This is a genomic window from Verrucomicrobiota bacterium (assembly GCA_016871675.1).
Taxonomy (GTDB): domain Bacteria; phylum Verrucomicrobiota; class Verrucomicrobiia; order Limisphaerales; family VHCN01; genus VHCN01.
On record VHCN01000013.1, the window covers coordinates 1 to 21,217 of the forward strand.

Genomic DNA, 21,217 nt, shown 5'->3' on the forward strand with positions numbered 1-21,217 from the left:
TCATCCACTTCGCCGCAAGCTGGCTGAGAAAGTAGGGCCCCTTCAAGTTCACCGCCATGAGCCTGTCGAAGTTTTCCTCCGTCGCGTCGAGCAAATCGGCGCGGCCGATCGAGGTGATGCCCGCATTGTTCACGAGCACGTCGAGGCGGCCGAACTTCCCGCGAGTGAACTCGATCAGCTTCGCGCGGTCCGCCGAGACGCCCACGTCGGCCCGGCAGGGCTCGGCCTTCACATCCTTGCCCGCAAGCGTCGCGGCGAGGACGCAGTCGGAGGCGGTTCGGCTCGCGGCTTCGGCGTTTCCGGCGAAGTTGATGACGACGTCGTGTCCAGCCCGAGCGAGTTCGAGCGCGATGCCGCGTCCGATGCCGCGAGAGGCGCCTGTGATGAGCGCGACCGGATTCACCACGCGCAGCATGTCAGCGCGGCCGCAGCGGGTCAATGAGACGGAGGATTATCCGACGTGGTCCGGTGCGGTCCGCGGAAAAACTTCGACACGAATCCCGCGACCAGCAGCGCCGCGCCAAGGGTGCAGACGATCGCCGCGCCGACGGGAAGGTCGGCCTTGTAGGAAATCCAGATGCCCGAGACGCTCGCGACGACGGCGGTGAGCCAGCCGACGAGCAGCATCGCGCCGAGGCGCGTGACGAGGAGGTTTGCGCACACCGCGGGCACGATGAGGTAGCTGAACACCAGCAGCACGCCGCCGATTTCCAGGAAGCTCGTCACGACGAGACCGAACAACGAGTAGAACAGGAAGTCCCACCATCGCAGGCTCATCCCCGCGGCCTTCGCGCGGGCGGGCTCGAAGGAAATCATGAGGAACTGTTTCCGCCAGATGACCTGCACGGCGGCGATGGCGAGAAACAACAGGCCGGTCTTCCAGACGTGCGCCCACGTCACGTTGAGCACGTCGCCAACGAGGATGGCCTGCAATTCCTCCTTGCCCGCCGTGCTGCGGCTGAGCAGCAGAATGCTCCCCGCCGCGGCGACGACATACACGATGCCGATGAGCGCCTCCTGCGGCACACGGTGTTTTCCCTCGGTGCGCGTCAGCGCGAAGATGAGCGCGCCGATGATCGTGAAGCCCGCGGACCAGATCCAGGTGTGCGCGTCGTTCGCGTCGTGCCCGAGCATGAGGCAGAGGCACGTGCCGATGGCGGCGACTTGTGCGAGCGCGAGGTCCACGAAGATGACTTCGCGCCGGATGATGTGGAGGCCGAAGTAGACGAGGATGCCCGGCAGCAGCACGCACGCCAGCACCGGCCATTTCAGGAGGTCAAAGACGATGTCCATGAATCACTTTGCCTGCGCAAACGCCTTCGCCAGCGAAGTCACCATCGCGTCCATCCAGTCAAGGTAGTTGGTGCCAGTGTTCTTGAGCGCACCGGGAAACTGCGCGGCGTCGACCACCGTCGCGCTGGTGAGCTTGGCGACGCTTTCGGCGGTGCGACGGTTCAAGTGAGGTTCGGTGAGCACGACTTTCACCCGGTCCGCATGCATTTTTGCCACCACGTCGGCCAAGTGCGCGGGTGACGGTGGGATGCCGGGCCTGGGCTCGAGAAACAGGTCCATGCTCAACTCGAAGCGCTTCGCGAAATATGGCCACGAGTTGTGATACGTGGCGACGCGCCGCCCCTTGAACGGCGCGAGGAGTTTCTGCCATTCGGGCAGCTTCGCCTGCAGCTTGTCGTCGAACTGCTTCAGGGCCGACTTGAAGTAGTCCGCTGAAGCCGGGTCGAGTTGCGCGAAAGCGTCCGCGAGATGCGCGGCGACAATGCGGCCGTTGAGCGGATCGGTCATGAAGTGCGGATTGCCCGCGGCGTGGATGTCGCCCTTCGAACGGTCGAGCGCCGCGGGCACCTCGAGCATGGTCACGCCCGCGTTGCACTGGATGCGTCCGGGCTTGCCGGCGGCGAGTTTCGCGTTGCGCGCGCCTTCGAGGAGTGGCGACAGCCAGCCGGCTTCGAGTTCGGCGCCGCTCTCGATGAGCGCGTCGGCGCGGTTGAGCTTCACGATGAAGCTGGGCTTGGCGTCCACGAAGTGCGGGTCCTCAGTGGGCTTGGCGAGCGCAGTGACCTCGACGCGGTTGCCGCCGATCTCGCGCGCGAGCGCGGCAAAATCCGGTGTAGTCGCGACGATCGTGAGCTTCGCGGGCGCGGCGTGCAGGTTCAGCACGACGCAAAGGGTCGGGAGCAGGAATCGGGTGAGCATGGTCTTTCCTTTCGCGTTGCGTCAGAATTTGTGCGCCGGGTGCGCGCCAAGGCTGAACTCGAATTGCAGCCACAGGCTGTGATCCACGCCGATGTTCTTCCGGTCATCGTAATTGTATTGGAACCGGACCTTCGAGAATTCGCTCGGGAACCACGTGAGGTTTGGCGAGAGACGCCAGCGCGAGTCTCGCTGAGGATCGGGGCCGAGGAACAGGTTTTCGTATTGCGCGCGCTTGCCGCCCAGCCAGTCGCCGCGAAGCGCCGCGACCCAACCCTTGCGGAAGCCCCATGCGACCTGCGAGTAGAGGCCGTGGTCCTGCAGCTGCTCGCGCGGATACAGGTCGGGCACGCCGTTAGCGTCGCCGTCGCGCTCGTCCGGATCCACGGTGGTGTTGTTGTTGAGGTCCCAGTTGAACGCGGCCGCTTGGTAGCGCCGCCACATGCCCTCGGTGGTCCACGAGACGAACGGGAAACCTGCGTGGTGGTTCGCCGGCCGCCACTTCCACGTCACGTCGAAGCCGAAGATGCGCGTGTCGGTGTCCGTGCCGCTCGCATTCGGGCCGAGCGCGGCGGACGCGCCGAGCAACAGCGTCTGCGTGTCGGTGAGCTCGAAGCTCGTTGCCAGCCGGGGCGTGAACAGCAGGTCGCCTGGAGAGCGAACCCGTCCCGCCGCGCCGATGCGGCCGAGATACGCCTCGCCTTCGTGCTCGCTGCGAAAGCTCTCCGCGGTCTCGCCGTGACTCGATTGCACCGTGAGAAACAGCTCCGCGTAAAACGGCGTGGGCGCGAGCCACGAGAAACGCGCGCCGGGGTTGCGAAGCCCGTCGCCACCGAAGAAGCGGCCGTTGACGAGCGGCTGGTCCACGAAACTCCACGCGTGCGGATGCGTCGGATTGTGGCGCCCGAACTCGGTGAAGAACTGGCCCGCGCGCAGTTGCAGGCCGCCGGGCAGCGATTGCGTTTCCGCAAACGCTTCCTCCAGCTCGAAGATGGACTCACCCGCGGAGTTGAGCTGGTAGACGATCGAGGACTGCGCGCGGAAGTAAGGATCCACCGCGCCCGCGAGCGTCAACTCGACATTCTGCACGGTGAAGCCGCGCTGGTTCGGGTCGTGCGCGCCGAGTTGGGTGCCGCCCTCGATGTCGCGCGCCGTGGAGCCGCCCGCGGCAAAGAGCGCGTCGAGGGAAACATCCAAATACGCCCGGCCTGTTCCGAGTCGGAGCGGATCCGTCGGTCGCCACGGCCGCGGCGTCGTCACGTCCGCAGGCGCAGGCTGCGGCGCCGCGGTCGCGCTGTCCAAGCGCGGCGGGGCTTTCTCCAACGACTCGATTTTCCGGGTGAGCGCGTCGATTTGCTGACGCTGCGCCTCCTGCTGTCGCTGGAACTGATCCTGCAGTTCCTTGAGTTGTTTGCGAAGCGGTTCGATTTCATTCGCCGTCTGGGCCTGCAGCGTCATCGCGCACAGGCAAAGGGCAGACGACCACCCCAGCAGAGATTTCAGTTTCATAGTTTTTCCTGCAATTGACCGCCAGTCTTGGCGGATTCAAACCCACTGCAACACGGACACGAACTAACGACTCGGGGTGCAGGAGAAACGAGGCGGGGCGCGGCCCGGCGCAAGCCGGACATCGCTCGAGGAGGGAACGAGACGGAAAACAGGGGTGCGCGCGATCGTGACGACGAGCAGAACCGTGCCGAGGATTGGAGATGCGTCCGCCGCGATCACTCCGCCCTTGGTGAAATGGCAGACGGCGCAGAGATGGCTGGACGAACCGTCCTCGTGATGTTCGGCGTGAAGCGCGGACGTGCCGGAGAAGACAGCGAGCCAGACGATAATCCCCGCAAGCGACACCGCTGCGACGGGCTTGAGTCGCCCGCGCAGGGTCGAGTGGAAGGGATTCCAATTCACGGCGTGGGCGAAATACAGCAGACTGGTCGTTGGAACGCAAGTAGAATTGCAAACTATTTGCAGTAAGCGGCGCTTTCACGCGGCAGTGCGTTGTGATTCACTGATGTCATGGCTTCGATCTCCCGTCGGCGTGCAGCCGGGCTTTCCGCCGGCGCGTTGCTCTCACTCGGCCTCTGGCCCGGACGGCTTCGCGCGGCGGACAATGGCAAGGGCGGTGAGTTCACGTTCATCGTCGTCAACGACCTGCACTACCTCGACAAGAAGTGCGAGCCGTGGTTCGCCGCGATGGTGCGACAGATGAAGGCCACGGAGCCGAGGCCGGAGTTTGCGCTCGTGGTCGGCGACTTGTGCGAGCACGGCACGCCCGGGCAGCTTGGGCCGGTTCGCGACGTGCTCAACTCGATCGGCATTTCATACAACACCGTCATCGGGAACCACGACTGGACCGCGCCGGGCGACCGCAAGGCCTACGACAAGTTCTTCCCCGACTCCACGAACTACAACCTCTCCCACCGTGGCTGGCAGTTCATCGGGCTCGATTCGAGCGACGGACCGAAGGCGAGCGGCGTGTCCGTGCAGGCGCACACGTTGCGGTGGCTCGACGACGCGTTGCCCCGGATCAAGAAGGACCTGCCCACGGTTGTCTTCACACACTTCCCTTTCGGCGTGCTCACGCCGTATCGCGTGGTGAATGCCGACGCCGTGCTCGAACGATTCAAGGAACTGAACCTCGTCGCGATGTTCAACGGCCACTTTCACGGCTTCACCGAGCGCCCGCACGGCGGCACGATGATCACCACGAACCGCTGCTGCGCATTCTCGCGTGCGAACCACGACCGCACCAAAGAGAAGGGCTACTTCCTTTGCCGCGCAAAGGACGGGAAGATCGCGCGGCAGTTCGTCGAGGTGAAGCTGGCGTGAGTCACTGATCCCCTTCCGCATGACTCACCGCGCAATGGACGAGGTTTTCCACCCTCACTGGAACGCCCCCGGGTTGGCCGCGTGCATGAAATCGCTCGCGGCCGCCGATCACAAGGTCATCGGCCATTCCAGCACGTCGGACCACATGAAATGGCCCGGCGGCTGGCTGCCCGACGTGATGGTCATTCCGCCCGACCGGCTGCCCTGGACGGTCGCGCCGTGGCTGAATGGGTCTGGGAAGCGAAGAAACGCCCGCACATCCCGATCGTTTTCTGCGGCGGCGAACCTGACAAGGTCGGCGACAAAAGTGATGTGTCCCAAGGCCATCTACTGCACCACCGATGTCGTTGCTTCGATCATCGCAAAGCTGCCGAAAGCCACCGCGCCCGGCGAAGCGACCCGTGGTTTGACGAAGCGCCGGAAATCGGAGATCAAGTAGCCCATCATGAAACCATCCCCGCTCACGCTCACGCTCGCCCTCACACTCACCTTCGCCCCGTCGCTTGTCGCGCAGGACAAACCCGCCGAGAAAGCCAAGAATGTTGCGAAGCGCGAAGCCAAGGCCGAGGTCGCGCGCGAACCTTCGGCGGGAACGACGCTCAGGGAGTTCACCTACAAGCGCGCGTCCGGCACCGACCTCAAGCTGTTCGTCCACCATCCCAACGGCTGGAAGGCGGCTGACAAGCGCCCGGCCATCGTGTTCTTCTTCGGCGGCGGCTGGAAGAACGGCACGCCGAACCAGTTCTTCATGCAGGCTGATTATCTGGCCACGCGCGGGATGGTCGCGGCGCGTGCCGATTACCGCGTGCAATCGCGGCAGGGCGTCACGCCCGACGCGTGCGTCGAGGACGCCAAGAGCGCGGTGCGCTGGATGCGCGCGCACGCGGCCGAACTTGGAGTGGACCCCGACCGCATCGTCGCAGGCGGCGGTTCCGCGGGCGGTCACACCGCCGCGTGCACCGCGATGTGCGAGGGCTTCGAGGCGATGGGCGAGGACGCAAAGGTCTCGTCCAAACCCAATGCGCTTGTGCTCTTCAATCCCGCGCTCGACCTCGCGGCGCTGAACGTCGTGGGCCAGTGGTCCGCCGGCAAGGACATCATCCCGCGCATGGACCCGGCGCGCCACATCACGAAAGGACTCGTGCCGACCGTCATGTTCTTCGGCACCGCTGATCGCATGTTCGACCACGCCCGCGAGTTTGCCGCGAAGGCAGCGCCACTCGGCAACCGCGTCGATCTCTACAGCGCGGCCGACATGCCGCACGGGTTTTTCAACCGCCCGCCGTGGACGGAGATCACCGCGCGGCAGGCGGATGCGTTCCTCACCTCGCTCGGTTACTTGAAGGGCGAGCCGACACTCAAGCTCCCGCCGGCGACCGAGGTCGCACTCAAGCGCGAGAAGTAGCCTGAAGCGGGGCGAACACCGAATCCGCGAGCAGGTCGCCGGCTCCGAGCAGCGCCTGCCCCACCACGATGCGCCAGATTGGCCAGTTGCAATCCGAGTCCGACGCGAGGCGGTTGGGCGACTATCTCTACGCGCAGGGAGTGGACAACCAAGTCGAGCGCGATGGCGACGCCGCGTTTGCAGTCTGGATTGTCGCGGACGAGGACGTGGACCGCGCCGCGCAGCAATTCGCCGAGTTCATCGCGAATCCCGCCGACCCGAAGTATGCCGCGGCCCGCGACGCTGCGAGCGAGCGACGCGAGGCCGTTCGCAAGGACAACGAAGCCGCGCGCCGCCGGATGTTCAACCGCCGACAGCTCTTTGCGAAGCTCGGCGGCTACGGCATCGGCCCGCTGACGTTTGTGCTGATCGCCGCGTGCGTGTGGGTGGCGATTCTCTCCAAGCTCGGCTCGGAGCGCGAACCGGTGCAGGCGTTGTTCATCTCGTGGGAGGAGCGGGTCAAACGCGCCGCGGAGGCGATGCCCGAAGTCCGCCGCGGCGAGGTGTGGCGCGTCTTCACTCCGGCCCTCCTGCACTTCGGCGCGATGCACATTCTCGGGAACATGATGTGGCTCTTCTCGCTCGGGGCGATGATCGAGGCGCGGCGCGGCAGCGGGCGCTTTGCCGTGCTGGTGCTGGTGCTCGCGGCGGGGTCGAACCTCGCGCAGTATTTCGTGAGCGGCCCCAACTTCGGCGGCATGTCCGGCGTGGTGTTCGGGCTTTTCGGCTACTCGTGGATGCGCGGGAAGTTTCTCCCCGGCGGTGGCGTGTTCCTGGGCGATCAAGAGAAGCTGATCATGCTCGCGTGGTTCTTCATCTGTTTCACGGGCGTGGTGGGCCCCATCGCAAACACGGCGCACACCGCCGGCCTCGCGCTGGGGATGGGGCTCGGGTGGTGGAGCGCGCGGCGCGCGATTCGCGGCGGACCTTCGACCTGAGTCTCACGGGGCGGCTTCGGGGCGTCCGGTTTGCCGCGCATCGCGGGGGGCGAATCAGAAACTTCCAACTCCAAACTCGCCTCCGTTGACCCGCGTCCGTATCGTCACGCCCATGAAAGCTCTGTTAGCCGTCGCCGCATTGCTCGCACTCGCTGCCACAGCCCTCGCGCAACCACGCGAACCCTTCCCGCTGTGGCCGCAGGGCGCGCCCGGTGCGCTAGGCAACGATCCCGTGAAGGACGTCCCCACGCTCACACCGTTTTGGCCGGATGCGGAAAAGGCGACGGGCGCCTCGTTCGTGATCTGCCCCGGCGGCGGTTACGGGGGTCTTGCGTCGCACGAGGGGCGCGACTACGCGCTGTTCCTCAACCAACACGGCATTGCGGCGTTCGTGCTCAAGTATCGCCTCGGCTCCGCCAACTATCGCCACCCCGCGATGATGAATGATGTCCAACGCGCGCTTCGCACCGTGCGCGCGAACGCGGCGGCCTGGAAGCTCGACCCGAGGCGCATTGGCGTGATGGGAAGTTCCGCCGGAGGCCACCTCGCATCGACGGCGCTCACGCACTTCGACGCCGGCAAACCCGATGACGCCGATGCCATCGAGCGCGTGAGTTGTCGTCCGGACGCCGGAATCCTCTGCTATCCGGTGATCAGCATGGGAGCAAACACCCATGCGGGCTCAAAACGAAATCTGCTCGGCAACGAACCCGCGCCCGAACTCGTGAAACTCCTCTCCAACGAGCTTCAGGTCACGAAGGACACGCCGCCGACGTTTCTTTTCCACACATGGGAAGACAAGGCCGTGAAGGTCGAGGGCGTGATGGATTTCGCGGCAGCGTTGCAGAAGAGCGGCGTGCCGTTCGACCTGCACGTCTATCAGAAAGGCCCGCACGGGATCGGCCTTGGCATGAAGGGTTACGATCCCGCGCAGCACAAGATCGAGGCGCTGCATCCGTGGACGCGGGACGTGGCCGTGTGGCTCAAGGTCCAGGGCTTCGTGAAGTGAGAACGGCCCCCTTTCGAATCGAGCCTTGCCAGTGCGAGGCCCCTGTGCCAGCGTCCGACCCGAACTGAAGCGATGAGATCACAACGCCCATTCCAGTCCCGCACTGCGTTCACGCTGATTGAACTTCTCGTTGTCATCGCGATCATCGCGATTCTCGCCGGGTTGCTCCTCCCAGCCTTGGCGAAGGCGAAGAACAAGTCCAAACAGTCCTACTGCCTGAACAACATCAAGCAGGTTGGGCTGGCCTTGAACATGTATGCCGATGACAACGACGACTGCACGCCGGCGGGCAACGACGCCGTCACGAGTTTCATCACGTCCGGCACCCCGAACTACCTGGGTTCGTTGGTGCCCTTCATCGGAACCACTTCCAACACCGTCGCGCGGATGTTCACCTGCCCGGTGACGCGCCCGGCAGGACCAACCCAGGAAGTAACGGCGACCAATGTGACGAGCTACCTTGGAAACGCGGTTGTGATGAGCTACATCGATGCCACGGTCACACCGAATCGAGTCATGCGCCGCCGCGTGTCGCGCATCCCCAATCCTTCGGGGCTTGTCTATCTGCAGGAGCTGTTTGACCGGCGCGACATCGCTTTCCTCCGGCCATTTCGACAGGCCAACGACACCTACCGTTACTGGCATTTTCGATTCGATCCGTTCAACCCGACCACGCTCAACTCCATCGGCCTCAAGGAAAACTACACCGTGCTCCACGAGCTTGGCGGAAACCTCCTGATGGTGGACGGACATGTCGAATATCGAAAAGGGAACACCATGCGCTCGTCGGACTTCGGGATGATCGCGCCCAACGGCTCGGTCCACATGTGGGCCGACGATCCAATGAACAGCACGGCCTACACGCCGATGTTTTGAAGCGTGGGTCTCCCCCTCATGAAACGGCTCGCTGTCGGATCCTTGGTCGTTCTCGCGGCTTTCCTCGGATGCAAAAAGCCCTCGGGAGACATGGCACCCGCGGCTGTCACCCCACCTCCTGCGAGTCCGAAGTCCGCGCCGGCAGGCGGCGCGGCGGCAGCCGCGCCATCGCCACCCGTCGCTCCGGGAGAGCCGGGTGTCGTTTCCACGATCCCGGCGACGGCACCGGGAGCGGGCGAGTCAAACCCAAAGGCGGTGAACTCTGTCCTCACGGGCGCGGTCGCCCGGTTCTACGACAAATTCCAACGGCTGCCTCGTGATTGGAACGAGCTGGTCAGGGCGGGTTTTGTCCAATCCATGCCCGCACTTCCAGCGGGGAAGCGGTTCGCGATCGATCCGGACACGCACATCGTCGTCGAAGTCGCGCGCTGAGTTGGCACGGCTTAATTGTGCATTGCCGCACTTTGCCCCGGCGCCTAAGCTCCGCAGCGCATGAAGCATCAGCTCGATTTCGAGAAGCCCATCGTCGAGTTGCAACGCAAGCTGGAGGAACTTCGCAAGCACCCCACGAAACACTCGATCGGCGTGAGCTTCGAGGAGGAATGCCGCATGCTCGAGTCCAAGCTCGACACGCTCAAGCGCCACACCTACTCCAACCTCGCCGCGTGGCAGCGCGTCCAGCTCGCGCGCCACCCCAAACGCCCCTACTCGCTCGACTACATCGGCGCGGCGTTCTCGGACTTCACCGAATTGCATGGCGACCGGCTGTTCGCCGATGACCGCGCGGTGGTCGGCGGCTTCGCGAAACTCGACGGCCGCAAGGTGATGGTCATCGGCACGCAGAAGGGCCGCGACACGAAGGAGAACATCCTGCGCAACTTCGGCTCCGCGCATCCCGAGGGCTACCGCAAGGCGCTCCGGCTCATGCGCGTGGCGGACCGCTTCAGCCTGCCGATCATCACGCTCATCGACACCGCGGGCGCGTATCCCGGCATCGGGGCCGAGGAGCGCCACATCGCCGAAGCCATCGCGGTGAACTTGCGCGAGATGACCCTGCTCGAAGTGCCCATCATCGCCGCCGTCATCGGCGAGGGCGGCTCCGGCGGCGCACTCGGCATCGGCGTCGCCGACCGCGTGCTGATCCTCGAGAACGCCTACTACTCGGTCATCAGCCCCGAAGGTTGCGCGGCCATCCTGTGGAAAGAACGCAACGCCGCGCCCAAGGCCGCCGAGGCGCTCAAGATCACGGCCAAGGACTTGCTCTCGCTCGGTCTGGTGGACGAAATCATCCCCGAACCTCTCGGCGGCGCGCACCATGACCCGGCGCGAACTGCGGCGACTTTGAAGGCGCATCTCTCGCGTCACCTCGACGAACTCTCCGCGACGCCGGTCGCCGACCGGTTGCGGAAACGCTACGAGAAATTCCGCGCCCACGGGCACTTCGACGAGCCCAAACCTCAGCCCGGCGCAGACCAGCCCGAGCCCGTCGGCGCCGCTTGATGCGCGGCCGGGCGCGGCCGCCCGATTTCATGAGCGACTGGGACTTCAAACTCCCCTACGACGGCGACTGTTCGTTTTGCGTGCCGGAGATACGCTGGTTGAGCCGTTGGAACGGGCGCGGCCGGTCGTGCGCGACGGGCACTTGCGCTGTCGCAGCCCGAGGCAGGAACAGTCTCTGGTCGTCCCGGGAGGACTGATGCGTTGTGGAAACCCGGAGGGAACCTACAGCCCCTTCGAGATCACGAACCGGACCAGGTCGCCGATGCGGTTGGAGTAGCCCCACTCGTTGTCATACCAGCTCACGAGCTTGAAGAACCGCTTGTTGAGTTCGATGCCGCTGCCGGCGTCGTAGATCGACGACGCGGCGCTGTGCACGAAGTCCGTGCTCACGACTTCGTCGCCCGTGTATTCGAGGATGCCCTTGAGGTAAGTCTCGCTCGCCTTCTTCATCGCGGCCGAAATTTCCGCGTAGCTCGTGTCGCGAGTGGTCTTCACCGTGAGGTCCACGACGGAAACCGTCGGCGTGGGCACGCGGAACGCCATGCCGGTCAGCCTGCCTTTCACCTCGGGGCACACGAGCCCGACTGCGCGCGCGGCTCCGGTGCTCGACGGGATGATGTTCACCGCCGCGGTGCGGCCGCCCTTCCAGTCCTTCTTGCTCGGGCCGTCCACGGTTTTCTGCGTGGCGGTGTAGGCGTGAATCGTCGTCATCAGGCCTTCCTCGATGCCGAAGCCCTCCCGGAGCAGCACGTGCACGACGGGCGCGAGGCAGTTGGTCGTGCAACTCGCGTTGGAAATGACGTGGTGTTTCGCCGCATCATACTTCCCTTGGTTGACGCCCAGCACGAGCGTGACGTCCTCGTTCTTCGCGGGAGCGGTGATGATGACTTTCTTCGCGCCCGCCCGGATGTGTCCGTAGGCGGACGTGGAACGAACCTTCGGATCGTCGCTGCGGTCGGCGTCGGTGAAGAGTCCGGTGGATTCGATGACGATGTCCACGCCGAGGGCCTTCCACGGGAGTTCCCCGGGAGACTTCGCGCTGACCACCAAGATCTCGGCGCCGTTCACGACGAGCACGTCGTCCTCGGCCTTGTCGCCGGAGGATTTCTTTGAGCTGGTCGTTCCGTTGAAGCGGCCCTGCGAGGAGTCGTATTTGAGGAGGTAGGCGAGGTTGTCCGCGGGGACGATGTCGCCGACGGCGACGACCTGGATCTCGGAGCCGACGAGGCCCTGTTCGACCATGGCGCGGAAGACGAGACGGCCGATCCGCCCGAAGCCGTTGATTGCGACTTTGACTGGCATGTTGGATTTCCTGATTCGTGTCGCGTGCGCGTCAGGCGCGAGCGCGCGCGGATGGTAAGGTCGCGCTTCGAAGCGTCAACGAGAATTCCGCGACGGCGAAGTGTCGCGGGATCCGCCGCCCTGCCGGTCGAAGAACAAGCGGCCGAGCGGCTCGCTCCATGCGACCGTGAGCACGACGAGGTAACCGACGCTGTGCCAGAGCAGGACCTTGGTGCGCTGGACTTTTTCGTAGGGCTTCTCGGGTTTCGGAGCCGCCCCGTCCATCGGGAGGTTCGCGATGTGCTCAAGTTTGGAAGCCGGGGTCGCCTCGGCGGGCCGGAGTTTCCGGCCCGCGGGCTTGCGTCCGCTCTTCAAGGAGAGGTTTTGAAGATCGGGCGCGTCAGAACCGCGCTTCGAAGCGCTCACTCGCGCTGGGATGATGACATCGGCGCTCCGGGATTGAAAGTCCAATCCCCCGCTCCGGCGCGCTCAGGGTGATTTGCGCGCAGGGCGCTTTCGGTCGGGCGGCCGCGGGCCAGGTTTTTGATCCGGCGTGAGGCGCACGACTTCGCCGGGTGTCCATGCGCGCTCCTTGCGATTCACGCCGAGCCGGGTCGGGAGCAGTTCGATTTCGTGGCCGAAAAAATCCATCGTTACTGCACCGGGGAAATACATGAGGTCGTCGTAGATCACCGTGCCGAATGGCAGCGGCGGGCGCGGTTTGTCGAACCGCACCAAGCCGGGCGAGTTGGTCGCGGCGAGGGCTTCGCCGGTGAACACAATGCGCACGCTCGCGCCGCCGGGCGCGGGCGGCTTGATGGCGATGGCGGGGTCGCCGCCGGGTTCGCGCTCGAACGCAATCTCCCACGGGGCGCGGCGGTTCCGGAGGTTGGAGTCCAGCGACCAGAGGAGGACGTAACCCGCGAGCGCAATCACGAAGACGATGCTGAAGTGTTTCAGCAGTTCGCGGGAGTCTGCGGGGGCGCTCATGACGTTGTGAAGTGGCGCGGGGCGGAATCTTGGACGACGAAGGGGCCGCGCTCCAAGCTGGGGGCAAGTCCGGACATCCGGCGGTCCGGGCTCACGCCTTCCTGCCGGTCTTCGCCGCGATGAGCCGGGCGCAGCGCGTCGGTCACTTCATCCGGTCGAAGTTCTTTTGCAGAATCTCCCAGTCCTTCATGCTTTTCGTCTTCTCCTGCGCCTTGGCGTTGATGCCGGCCTCGAGCGCGTTCTTCGTCGGGCGGTTCACCTTGTAGAAGATTCCGAAGTGGCCGGGAAACGCCTCGCCCGCGAGCTTGTAGGCGGCGTCCTCGCTGGTCACGTCGTGGTCGGCGGGGACGGGTGTAAACTGGCCGCCCTTGCGCGGGTTGCTGGCGTCGAAGGCGCCCTCGTAGAACTCGACGCACTCGCTGAGGCATTCGATGAAGCTGAAGCCATCGTGATCCATCGCGGCTTCCATCGTCTGGAGGACGTGGTTCGCGTTCGTGTGGGTGGTGCGGGCGACGAATGTGGCACCGGCGGAGATGGCCTGTTTCATCGGGTTGATGGGCTGGTCGATCGCGCCCCACACGTCGGTCTTGCTCTTGAATCCCAGTGGGCTGGTTGGCGAGGTCTGCTTCTTCGTCAGGCCGTAGACCCAGTTGTCCATGACCACGTAGGTCATCTTGATGTTCTTGCGCGCGGTGTGGTTGAAGTGGTTGCCGCCGATCGAAAAGGCGTCGCCGTCGCCGCCGAAGACGAACACGTGCAGATCGGGCCGCGAGAGCGACACGCCGCTGGCGAACGGGAGCGCGCGCCCGTGAATGAAATGCGCGCCGTGGCCCTGGACGAAATACGGAAACCGGGACGAGCAGCCGATGCCCGCGACGGTCATGAGCTTTTCATGGTGCAGCTTGCGGCGCTCGATGAGCTTGAAGTAGAGCGCGAGCACCGAGAAGTCGCCGCAGCCGGGGCACCACGTCGGGTGATCGGCGGCGACGTCCTTTTTCATCAGCGGCTTGCGGTCCGCATCCAGAAACGGGGGCGGCACGGGCAGCGTCCCAGCAACGCCGGTGCGCGGGAGGGGTTCGAGCGAAAGGGCGGGCGTGTTCATGGTGGGTCAAGAGGCAGGGGTCGGTCCGGGTGAAAGGGGGACGAGTGTCTCATCGAAAGGTCACAGTTTCCGCATCCCGGCCGCCACGCTGTCGGTCGCGCGCTGCAGGATCTCGCGCACCTTCCAAGTGAGGCCGTCGGTCTTGTTGATGCCTTGGATCTTCGGGTCGCAATAGCGGGCGCGCAGCAGGCCGGCCAGTTGCCCGTAGCCGTAGATGCCCTCGTCGTTCAACTCGACGACGAAGACGTGGTTGAACCCGGCGAAAATCGTGTCGAGCCCGTTCGGCAGCGGATTGAGATACTTGATGTGCAGCGCGCTGACGCTGTCCCCGACGGCGCGCGCGCGGTTCACGGCCTCGCGCAGCGGCCCCTGGGTGCTGCCCCAGCCGACGAGCAAGACGTTCCCCTCGGGCGGGCCGTAAGTCTGCGGCACGGGCAGTTCGGCGGCGAGCTTTCGCAATTTGTTCCGGCGCTTGGCGGTCATTTGCATGTGCAACCTGGGCGAGCCGGTGGGGTGGCCGAGTTCGTCGTGCTCGAGTCCGGTGGTGATCGGATACTTCCCGCTCGCGATGCGTGTGCCCGGCGCGACGTGGCGCGTGATGCCGTCCGGCGCGTTCAAGTCGTAGGGCTTGTGGTCGGCGACGGGCGTGAAGTCCGGGGAGATGTCCTGGCAAACCTTCGCGAGGTCGGGTTCCTCGAACGCCTCGATGCGCGTGGCGATGCCCTGGTCGGTGAGAAAAATCACCGGCACGGAATACTTGCGCGCGATGTTCACGGCCTCGATCGCCATGTAAAAGCAGTCCTCGACGTTGGCCGGCGCAATCACGACGCGCGGGCTGTCGCCGTGGCCCCCGAAGCACGCGATGTTCAAGTCGCTCTGCTCGACGCTCGTGGGCATGCCCGTCGAGGGTCCGCCGCGCTGCACGTCGATGATGACGATCGGGACTTCCGCCATGACCGCCCAACCGAGCGCCTCCGTCTTGAGCGAGATGCCAGGGCCGCTTGAACCCGTCACGGCGACACGCCCGCCGTAACTCGCGCCGATGGCCATGGAGATCGCGGCGATTTCATCCTCGGTTTGCACGAATGTGCCGCCGTATTTGGGCAATTCGCGCCGGAGCAACTCCATGATGTCCGACCATGGCGTGATCGGGTAGCCCGCGCCGAAGCGCACGCCCGCCGCGATGAGGCCGTAACCGATGGCCTCATTGCCGTTGGTCACGATCTGGCGGCGGCCCTTTTTTTCGCTGTCAATGAAGCGGAAAAGGTCGACGACATTGCCGAGCGAGTGCGCATAGCCCGCGTGAAACGCCGTCAGCGCGTTGGTCACGATGCTTTGGTCCTTGCCCGTGAAGCGCTCGGTCACGAGCCGCTCCAGCTTCGGCACGTTCAGGTCGAACATCTTGGCGATGAGGCCGAGGGCGAAGATGTTCTTGCCCTTGTCCTTTGCCGTGCCGCCGATCGCCTCGACGGTGAGGCCGGAAATCGGCACGCCGACGTGGTGGTAATCCTGCTGACACTCGGGCTTCACCTCCACGTGATCGGAGTCATACAGCACGATGCCGCCTTTGCGGAGCGACTTGATGTGGTCTTCGTAAGAGTGCTGGTAGAAACACAGCAGAACATCCGCGTCGTCGCCCGAACTGAGCACCTCGCCGTTGCCGATGCGCACTTGAAAAATGGAGGGCCCGCCGGAAATCGTCGAGGGGATCGTCATGAACGTCATGACGTCCTGCTCGCTGCGGCCGGCGAGGCGCGCGAGGAAACCGCCGATCGCCTGGATGCCGTCCTGTGAATTGCCCGCGATGCGGATGACCGCCTCGGAGATGCTGGAAATTTTGGGCGCGCCGCCCTGCGCAGGCGCCGTCGTGGTGGAATCGCTCATGGGTCGAAAGCTGGATTCAGACTGGCAAGAGACGGCACTGCCCGGGTGATATTCACAGGGCGGAGCGCCTCGAAATGCGGAGGCACACTAACATCGGACCCCGGTCTGTCAATCGATTAGCCGCATCGCGAAGTGCCTGTGGGCGCGGGGGTTCAGCGAGGGCGTGGTCGGGGCGGGTGCGCGCCTGTTTCGTGTCAATAAGTTCCGTTCAAACTAGTTCGAAGTCAGTTTAGCTGGTTTGTTGAGCCTTCAAGGCCGCGCAACACCAGTCGATCCCCTCGAGTGTGCCCGTGCCGCCGTCCCGTGTGCTGATGAAGCCGCCGTGAGCGCGCACCGCGTCGCGCACGGGCATGATCGCATTCGCGGGCGCCACGAGCCAGTGCGCCACGTCGCCGCGCAACATCGGCAGGTCGTTGAAGTGGTCGCCGGCGGCGAGCACGTTCCCGCTCCGCAAGCCGAGTTGCCGTGTGATCTCCGCCAGCGCAGTCCCCTTGGTGAATGCCGCGTGGCAGAACCGCGCATACACATCGTTTCGGACCACTTTGAGATCGTCGCGACCGCGCGCGTAGTCGAGCAGGAACGCCTCGATGGTGTCTGCGTCCTTGTTGTTTTGCGCGATAAGGCAGAACGGCGACCACGGATCCGAAAACACGGCTGCCTTGAACCGGCCGTTCACCCACTCGAACAAACCCGGCAGGTCGCCCGCGAGACTCCGGAACAGTGCGGCGTGCTGGCGGTCGCACTCGGTGCTCCACGGTTCGAGCGGCACGAAGCGCGCCCCGTCGCGGAAGTGAATCGTCCGCTCCACCGTCACCACCCAGTCGGGTGTGACCGTCATGCGCGCTCGCGCCATGCCCTCGAGCAGTCCCGCGAGATCGCGCCCCGTGTTGATGCACCACTGCACGCCGGACCGCTGCAAGTCCGCGATGCGCGCTTCGAACGCCGCGGGCACGGGCGGATCCGTGTGGTCCAGGTGGATGGTTCCGTCAAAGTCGGTGGAGATCAGTCGAAGGCTCATTCGTGGTTGGTTCTGAGATTCGAAGTCCAGTCATGCCAGTCGTTTCACGACCGACCCGGCGGACATTCCGGTGACGGCGACTGACTTGTGGCGGGCGGTCTGTCCGCGCACCAACCGCACCGCGCCGCGTGGACAACCGAGGTGGCTCGCAAGAAACCGCAGCAGCGCCTCGTTCGCAGCGCCATCGACAGGCGGCGCGGTGACTTTCACTTTCAGCTCGCCGCCGGCTTCACCCGCGACTTCGTCGCGTGAGCCGCGGGGGTGCAGCTTGATCGCAAGCAGCACGGTGTCCCCGGAGGCCTTCAGCCACGCCGGAAGTTTCGGTGCGTCGCTCACGTCGCAAACTCCACCTGCACCGGGGTTCGCTCGAAGTCATTCGCCGCCATTAATGGCTGCGGTGTGAAAGCCCCGAGGCCTGCAAGGAAACGGTCCGGCACGGTTTCGAGCCGCGTGTTGTAGTGCGTGGCGATGTCGTTGAAGTAGCCGCGCGCGAGCGCGATGCGTTGTTCGGTGTCCACGAGCTCGCGCTGGAGCTTCGCGAAACTCTCCTGCGACACCAGGGCCGGATAACGCTCCTGCACGGCGACGAGCACAGGCGTGCAGGCGCGGTAATCCGGCCCCGGCACGCCCGGCGGCGTGGCTTGGAGCTGGCTTCGCATCGCGGCGAGTTCGGTCTGCAACGACTTCTCGTGCCCCGCGAGCCCGGTCACCACGCCCACGAGATTCGGGATGAGATCGTGCCGGCGCTTGAGTTGCACGTCCACGAGCGACCACGCCTGCCGCACGCGCTGGCGCAGGTCCACAAGGCTGTTGAACGCCATCCACACCCACGCGAGCGCGACGACAAACCCGTAACACGCCGCGGGGATCAGGTAGAACGGCCAGCGCCCCGCGACGTCGCGTCCGGTTGCCGAGTCGCGTGCGATCACACCTGCCAGGGCCAGCATCAGGCCGAACACCACCCAGCCCCAGTACGCCCAGCCAAACCCGGAGCTGATTTGTTTCTCGTTGCGCGTCGAGATCAGGAACATGGGCGCGGATTTGTCGTGCGCAATTTCCGGCGCGACGAGGTCATTGCGCTCGCGCGCCTGCCCCATGACGTAGAGCGGCGCGTGCAGCTCGATGGCCGATTCCGTGAAGCGCCGCCGGTGATCGGAGTCCGACACGGCGACGGCGGGGCCTTTCCCGTAGTAGAGCGGGTCGCTCCGGCCGCAGGTCTCGTTGAAGACGGGGGCTGGCTCGACCTCCGCGCCTTCCGGTCGCACGAGCACGTGGCTGCAGTCGTCCTTCACATAGAAGGCGTCGAGCGCTTCGCCGCCGCTGTCCACGGTCTTCCACCCGCTCTCGTGGCGCGTGCGCGTCTGGGGCTTGCCCTGGTTGTCGGTATACGTCTCCGTGACGGTGCGCGACCAGTGCTCCTCAATCTCCCACGAGTATCGCACGCACCGGGCGCCGGCGAGGTGACTCACGAGCGGGTTCGCGCTTTCCGCGGTGCCCTTGACCTCGACGAACCCGATGAACACGCCGCTGGTCTTGGATGTGGGCAGGTTGTCCACGAAGCGGCGGCGGCGTCCCGCGCGCATCGCGCCCCACAGGCAGAGCAGCGAGAACACGCCGCCGAACACCGGGAAAAAATCCTGAATGGGAACCTGGGCAACCACGCGCTGAGCGTAACGGGAGAGTCGCGACGCGTCGAGGCGGCGGATGCGCCGGCCGGCAGCGGGTCTCGTCGCGGCCCTACTTCACGGTTGCCGCGAGGTTCAGGCAGCGCACGCCGTTCTTCATCCGGAGCAGCAGCTTGCCGTCGGCGATGCACGGGGACGGAACCCAAAGCGCCTTCACCGCGGCTTTGCCGAGTTCCACGCGCTCGTCGGGCGTGGCTTTCACCATCAGCAGGTTGTTGCCGTTGTTGGCGAGCACGAAGATCTTTCCATCGGCGAGCACGGGCGAGGTGATGTTGGAGGGGACCTTCTGCCGCCACGCGATGGTGCCGGTGTCGAGCTTCACGCACATGTGGTCGCCGTCGTCGAAGAGATACACGTGGCCCTGGTGAACGAGAGGCGAGGACTGCGTGCGGAGCGGGTCGAGCGGGATGTTCCACAGCTTCTCGGCGCCGGTCGCGGAAATCTTGAAGCCGGCCAGGCCGACTTTCGTGTTCCTCGAATAGACCGCCAGCAGGTCGCCGGCGAGCGCGGGCGTGGAGTCGCCGCCGCCGGGCGCGGTCCATAACACGTCGCCGGACTTGAGGTCCACGCCGGCGACGTCGTTGCGCGAGTTGCAGAGGATCACGGTGCGGCCGTCCTTGCTCCACGCGGCGGGGGATGAGTTGTTGCCGGCGACTTTGGGCTGTTCCCACAGCTTCTTGCCCGTCGCAGCGTCGAAGGCCGCAAGTCGTCCCGCGAGGATGACGACGGTGCCGTCTGCGACGAGCGGCGAGGAACCGGGCGCCTTCGCGGGGAGCGATTGTGACCACAGCAGTGTGCCGTTGGCGGCATCGACGCCGTAGAGATGCGTGCTGCCCATCGCAAAGACGCGTCCGCCCGCGACGCAAGGCGTGCTCGAACACCCGCGGCCGCGCGGTTCGCCCGGCGAGGCCGTTTTCCAAAGCGTCTTGCCCGTCTCCAAGTCGAGGCAGATGACGGTGTCCTCGGCAATCCGCTTGGTGGGCGGCACGGCGGCGAGGACGGCTTCCTTGACGTAATCCGCGAAGCCCTGCTCGTCGACCCACTTCTTGAACTCCGCCTCGGTGGCGAACGGCTTGTCCTGGCGCGGGACAATCTTTGCGTAGTCGCCGAGCGGGATGGCGAGCTTGCCCTTCTTAAAACGGCCGCTGATGAAGCCGCTGTAAAGCTGGCGCTGCTTCACATCGAGGTTGGCGTCAATCCATTCCTTGATGAACTCGTCGAGCTTCGCGCCTCGAAGCGTGGCGGGGATGGACTCGCGGGTGGCTTCCATCTTGGCGGTGAGTTCCGCGCCGAGGCCGGCCGTGCTCTGGTGGCCGAGCTGGCGCACGGTGAGATCGTGGATGGTTCGCGTCTCGCTCGCCACTTCGCGGTGCCAGACCACGGAGACGTAAGCGCGCTTGCCCGCGGTGACGACGCTGCTGTGGCCGCCGTCGTCATCGCTCGGAATGGCCTCGCTGTCCCAAAGCACGGGCGGGCCGTCGGCCGACCACACGTTCATGAGCGGCGGGCTGAAGGAAAGCACGCCGTTGCGATCGGGACCGCGCCATTGCGGCCAATCGCGCGACGGCGCGGCGCCGGAAACGAGCGGCGCAACAAACAGGGTGACCACGCTGAGCCGGAACACAGGATTCATGATGCGGGGGATTGTCCAAGACGCCGGCCGGAGAGAAAACACAAAATGCGGGCGTCCCGAGTGAGTTTCAGCCGGCGGGTTGATACCCGTGACGGGCGAGCGCGGCTTCGACAAGTTGCGGCAGGGCGCGGCAGGATTCGTCCACGCACTGCATCACGTCGCCATTCACCAAGCCCGCGGCGGGCGCGGCCGCGACCACGAACCGGCGGGTCGTGGCTTGCGCGTAGTGCAGCATTCCTTGTCGCAGCGGCAGCGAAAACACGGAGAGTGCCAGCCCGAAGACAAGTGTGTGCCACGCGTGCGCCTGTCCGGCGTCCACCGCCGCGATGTAGCGCTGGACGAGCCGCCGGTCGCGCAGCGGCCGGAGCTTGTGAAGCTGGCGCCGCCCGACAGCCTGGCTGGCGGCTTTGAATGGCGCCGGCAGCGGCGCGGCTGAAAGCTCCCGGTCGAACGAAAGCAACTCGCGCAATTCGTTGCGGTCCGAGTGACGATGCGCGCGGAGGATGGCCGGGAGATCCACCGCCGCGAGCGCGCGCGACTGGAATTCCTCCACGAAGGCCCGCAACCCGGCGGCGGAGCGCGGCGGCTGGGTGGCGAAGCCCGCGGCGACGCCATCGGGGACCAGGTCAGCGGCGTCGCCGAGCTGCGCGAGCAGCGGTCGGGACTCGCCGTCGCGCGCCGGGGCGCTGGAGAGCATCGGTTGTGCGGGCCGGGCCATCGCGGGAGCAGGTTCGTTGAACCTGCTGTAGCACCGCGGCCCGGCTGGCGACAAAGGAAAACCTTTCCGCGCGGCGGATTTTCCCGTTGACCACGGACG

The 21,217-nt window shown here is 65.4% G+C and carries 22 protein-coding genes; 7 read left to right on the forward strand and 15 right to left on the reverse strand.

The annotated features are described in order from the left end of the window. The 5 genes from FJ386_04660 to FJ386_04680 form a co-directional block, all read right to left on the reverse strand. Positions 1-439 (reverse strand): SDR family NAD(P)-dependent oxidoreductase (locus tag FJ386_04660; GenBank protein ID MBM3875997.1); only part of this gene is annotated, 439 nt, incomplete at its 3' end. Then, positions 436-1,293: a metal ABC transporter permease gene (locus FJ386_04665; protein ID MBM3875998.1), complete on the reverse strand. Its 858-nt coding sequence runs from the start codon at positions 1,291-1,293 to the stop codon at positions 436-438. The genes FJ386_04660 and FJ386_04665, both read right to left, overlap by 4 nt. A gap of 3 nt (positions 1,294-1,296) precedes the next feature. Continuing rightward, positions 1,297-2,211, reverse strand: a complete 915-nt coding sequence (locus FJ386_04670; protein ID MBM3875999.1) for a zinc ABC transporter substrate-binding protein — start codon at positions 2,209-2,211, stop codon at positions 1,297-1,299. Between the two features lie 21 nt (positions 2,212-2,232). After that, positions 2,233-3,717: a hypothetical protein gene (locus FJ386_04675; protein MBM3876000.1), complete on the reverse strand. Its 1,485-nt coding sequence runs from the start codon at positions 3,715-3,717 to the stop codon at positions 2,233-2,235. Positions 3,718-3,780: 63 nt separating this feature from the next. Continuing rightward, positions 3,781-4,119: a hypothetical protein gene (locus FJ386_04680; GenBank protein MBM3876001.1), complete on the reverse strand. Its 339-nt coding sequence runs from the start codon at positions 4,117-4,119 to the stop codon at positions 3,781-3,783. A gap of 108 nt (positions 4,120-4,227) precedes the next feature. Between FJ386_04680 and FJ386_04685 the strand changes: the two genes are divergently transcribed. The 7 genes from FJ386_04685 to FJ386_04715 all read left to right on the forward strand — a co-directional run bounded on the left by FJ386_04685 (position 4,228) and on the right by FJ386_04715 (position 10,807). Then, positions 4,228-5,040, forward strand: coding sequence for a hypothetical protein (locus FJ386_04685; protein ID MBM3876002.1), 813 nt, complete (start codon positions 4,228-4,230; stop codon positions 5,038-5,040). 85 nt (positions 5,041-5,125) lie between these two features. Then, the gene (locus FJ386_04690) at positions 5,126-5,479 is read left to right on the forward strand and encodes a hypothetical protein (protein ID MBM3876003.1); all 354 of its coding nucleotides are present in this window, start codon (positions 5,126-5,128) and stop codon (positions 5,477-5,479) included. Positions 5,480-5,485: 6 nt separating this feature from the next. After that, a complete protein-coding gene (locus tag FJ386_04695; protein MBM3876004.1) occupies positions 5,486-6,445 on the forward strand; it encodes an alpha/beta hydrolase in 960 nt (319 codons plus the stop codon). A gap of 68 nt (positions 6,446-6,513) precedes the next feature. After that, positions 6,514-7,422, forward strand: coding sequence for a rhomboid family intramembrane serine protease (locus tag FJ386_04700; protein ID MBM3876005.1), 909 nt, complete (start codon positions 6,514-6,516; stop codon positions 7,420-7,422). A 112-nt stretch (positions 7,423-7,534) separates the two neighbouring features. Next, positions 7,535-8,431 (forward strand): alpha/beta hydrolase, encoded by an 897-nt coding sequence (locus tag FJ386_04705; GenBank protein ID MBM3876006.1) that lies wholly within the window; start codon positions 7,535-7,537, stop codon positions 8,429-8,431. Between the two features lie 72 nt (positions 8,432-8,503). Beyond that, positions 8,504-9,307, forward strand: a complete 804-nt coding sequence (locus FJ386_04710) for a type II secretion system protein (GenBank protein MBM3876007.1) — start codon at positions 8,504-8,506, stop codon at positions 9,305-9,307. Between the two features lie 492 nt (positions 9,308-9,799). Continuing rightward, the gene (locus FJ386_04715) at positions 9,800-10,807 is read left to right on the forward strand and encodes an acetyl-CoA carboxylase carboxyltransferase subunit alpha (protein MBM3876008.1); all 1,008 of its coding nucleotides are present in this window, start codon (positions 9,800-9,802) and stop codon (positions 10,805-10,807) included. A 222-nt stretch (positions 10,808-11,029) separates the two neighbouring features. On the opposite strand, the gene gap is transcribed toward FJ386_04715, so the two are convergent. From gap to FJ386_04765, 10 genes are all read right to left on the reverse strand, one after another. Next, a complete protein-coding gene (gene gap / locus FJ386_04720) occupies positions 11,030-12,109 on the reverse strand; it encodes a type I glyceraldehyde-3-phosphate dehydrogenase (protein ID MBM3876009.1) in 1,080 nt (359 codons plus the stop codon). Positions 12,110-12,184: 75 nt separating this feature from the next. Continuing rightward, on the reverse strand, positions 12,185-12,463 hold the full coding sequence (locus FJ386_04725) for a hypothetical protein (protein ID MBM3876010.1): 279 nt from the start codon (positions 12,461-12,463) through the stop codon (positions 12,185-12,187). Positions 12,464-12,577: 114 nt separating this feature from the next. Continuing rightward, positions 12,578-13,078 carry a hypothetical protein gene (locus tag FJ386_04730; protein MBM3876011.1) on the reverse strand — a complete coding sequence of 167 codons (501 nt, stop codon included), beginning with the start codon at positions 13,076-13,078 and terminating at the stop codon, positions 12,578-12,580. A 142-nt stretch (positions 13,079-13,220) separates the two neighbouring features. Then, positions 13,221-14,180 (reverse strand): pyruvate ferredoxin oxidoreductase, encoded by a 960-nt coding sequence (locus FJ386_04735; GenBank protein ID MBM3876012.1) that lies wholly within the window; start codon positions 14,178-14,180, stop codon positions 13,221-13,223. Positions 14,181-14,240: 60 nt separating this feature from the next. Further along, a complete protein-coding gene (locus FJ386_04740; GenBank protein MBM3876013.1) occupies positions 14,241-16,064 on the reverse strand; it encodes a 2-oxoacid:acceptor oxidoreductase subunit alpha in 1,824 nt (607 codons plus the stop codon). A 229-nt stretch (positions 16,065-16,293) separates the two neighbouring features. Continuing rightward, positions 16,294-17,082: a hypothetical protein gene (locus FJ386_04745; GenBank protein MBM3876014.1), complete on the reverse strand. Its 789-nt coding sequence runs from the start codon at positions 17,080-17,082 to the stop codon at positions 16,294-16,296. A gap of 30 nt (positions 17,083-17,112) precedes the next feature. After that, the gene (locus FJ386_04750; protein MBM3876015.1) at positions 17,113-17,388 is read right to left on the reverse strand and encodes a DUF167 domain-containing protein; all 276 of its coding nucleotides are present in this window, start codon (positions 17,386-17,388) and stop codon (positions 17,113-17,115) included. Between the two features lie 26 nt (positions 17,389-17,414). Next, positions 17,415-18,665 carry a LemA domain-containing protein gene (locus FJ386_04755; GenBank protein MBM3876016.1) on the reverse strand — a complete coding sequence of 417 codons (1,251 nt, stop codon included), beginning with the start codon at positions 18,663-18,665 and terminating at the stop codon, positions 17,415-17,417. Positions 18,666-18,819: 154 nt separating this feature from the next. Next, positions 18,820-20,400, reverse strand: coding sequence for a hypothetical protein (locus FJ386_04760; protein MBM3876017.1), 1,581 nt, complete (start codon positions 20,398-20,400; stop codon positions 18,820-18,822). A gap of 67 nt (positions 20,401-20,467) precedes the next feature. Continuing rightward, the gene (locus FJ386_04765) at positions 20,468-21,118 is read right to left on the reverse strand and encodes a hypothetical protein (protein MBM3876018.1); all 651 of its coding nucleotides are present in this window, start codon (positions 21,116-21,118) and stop codon (positions 20,468-20,470) included. Between the last annotated feature and the right edge of the window lie 99 nt (positions 21,119-21,217).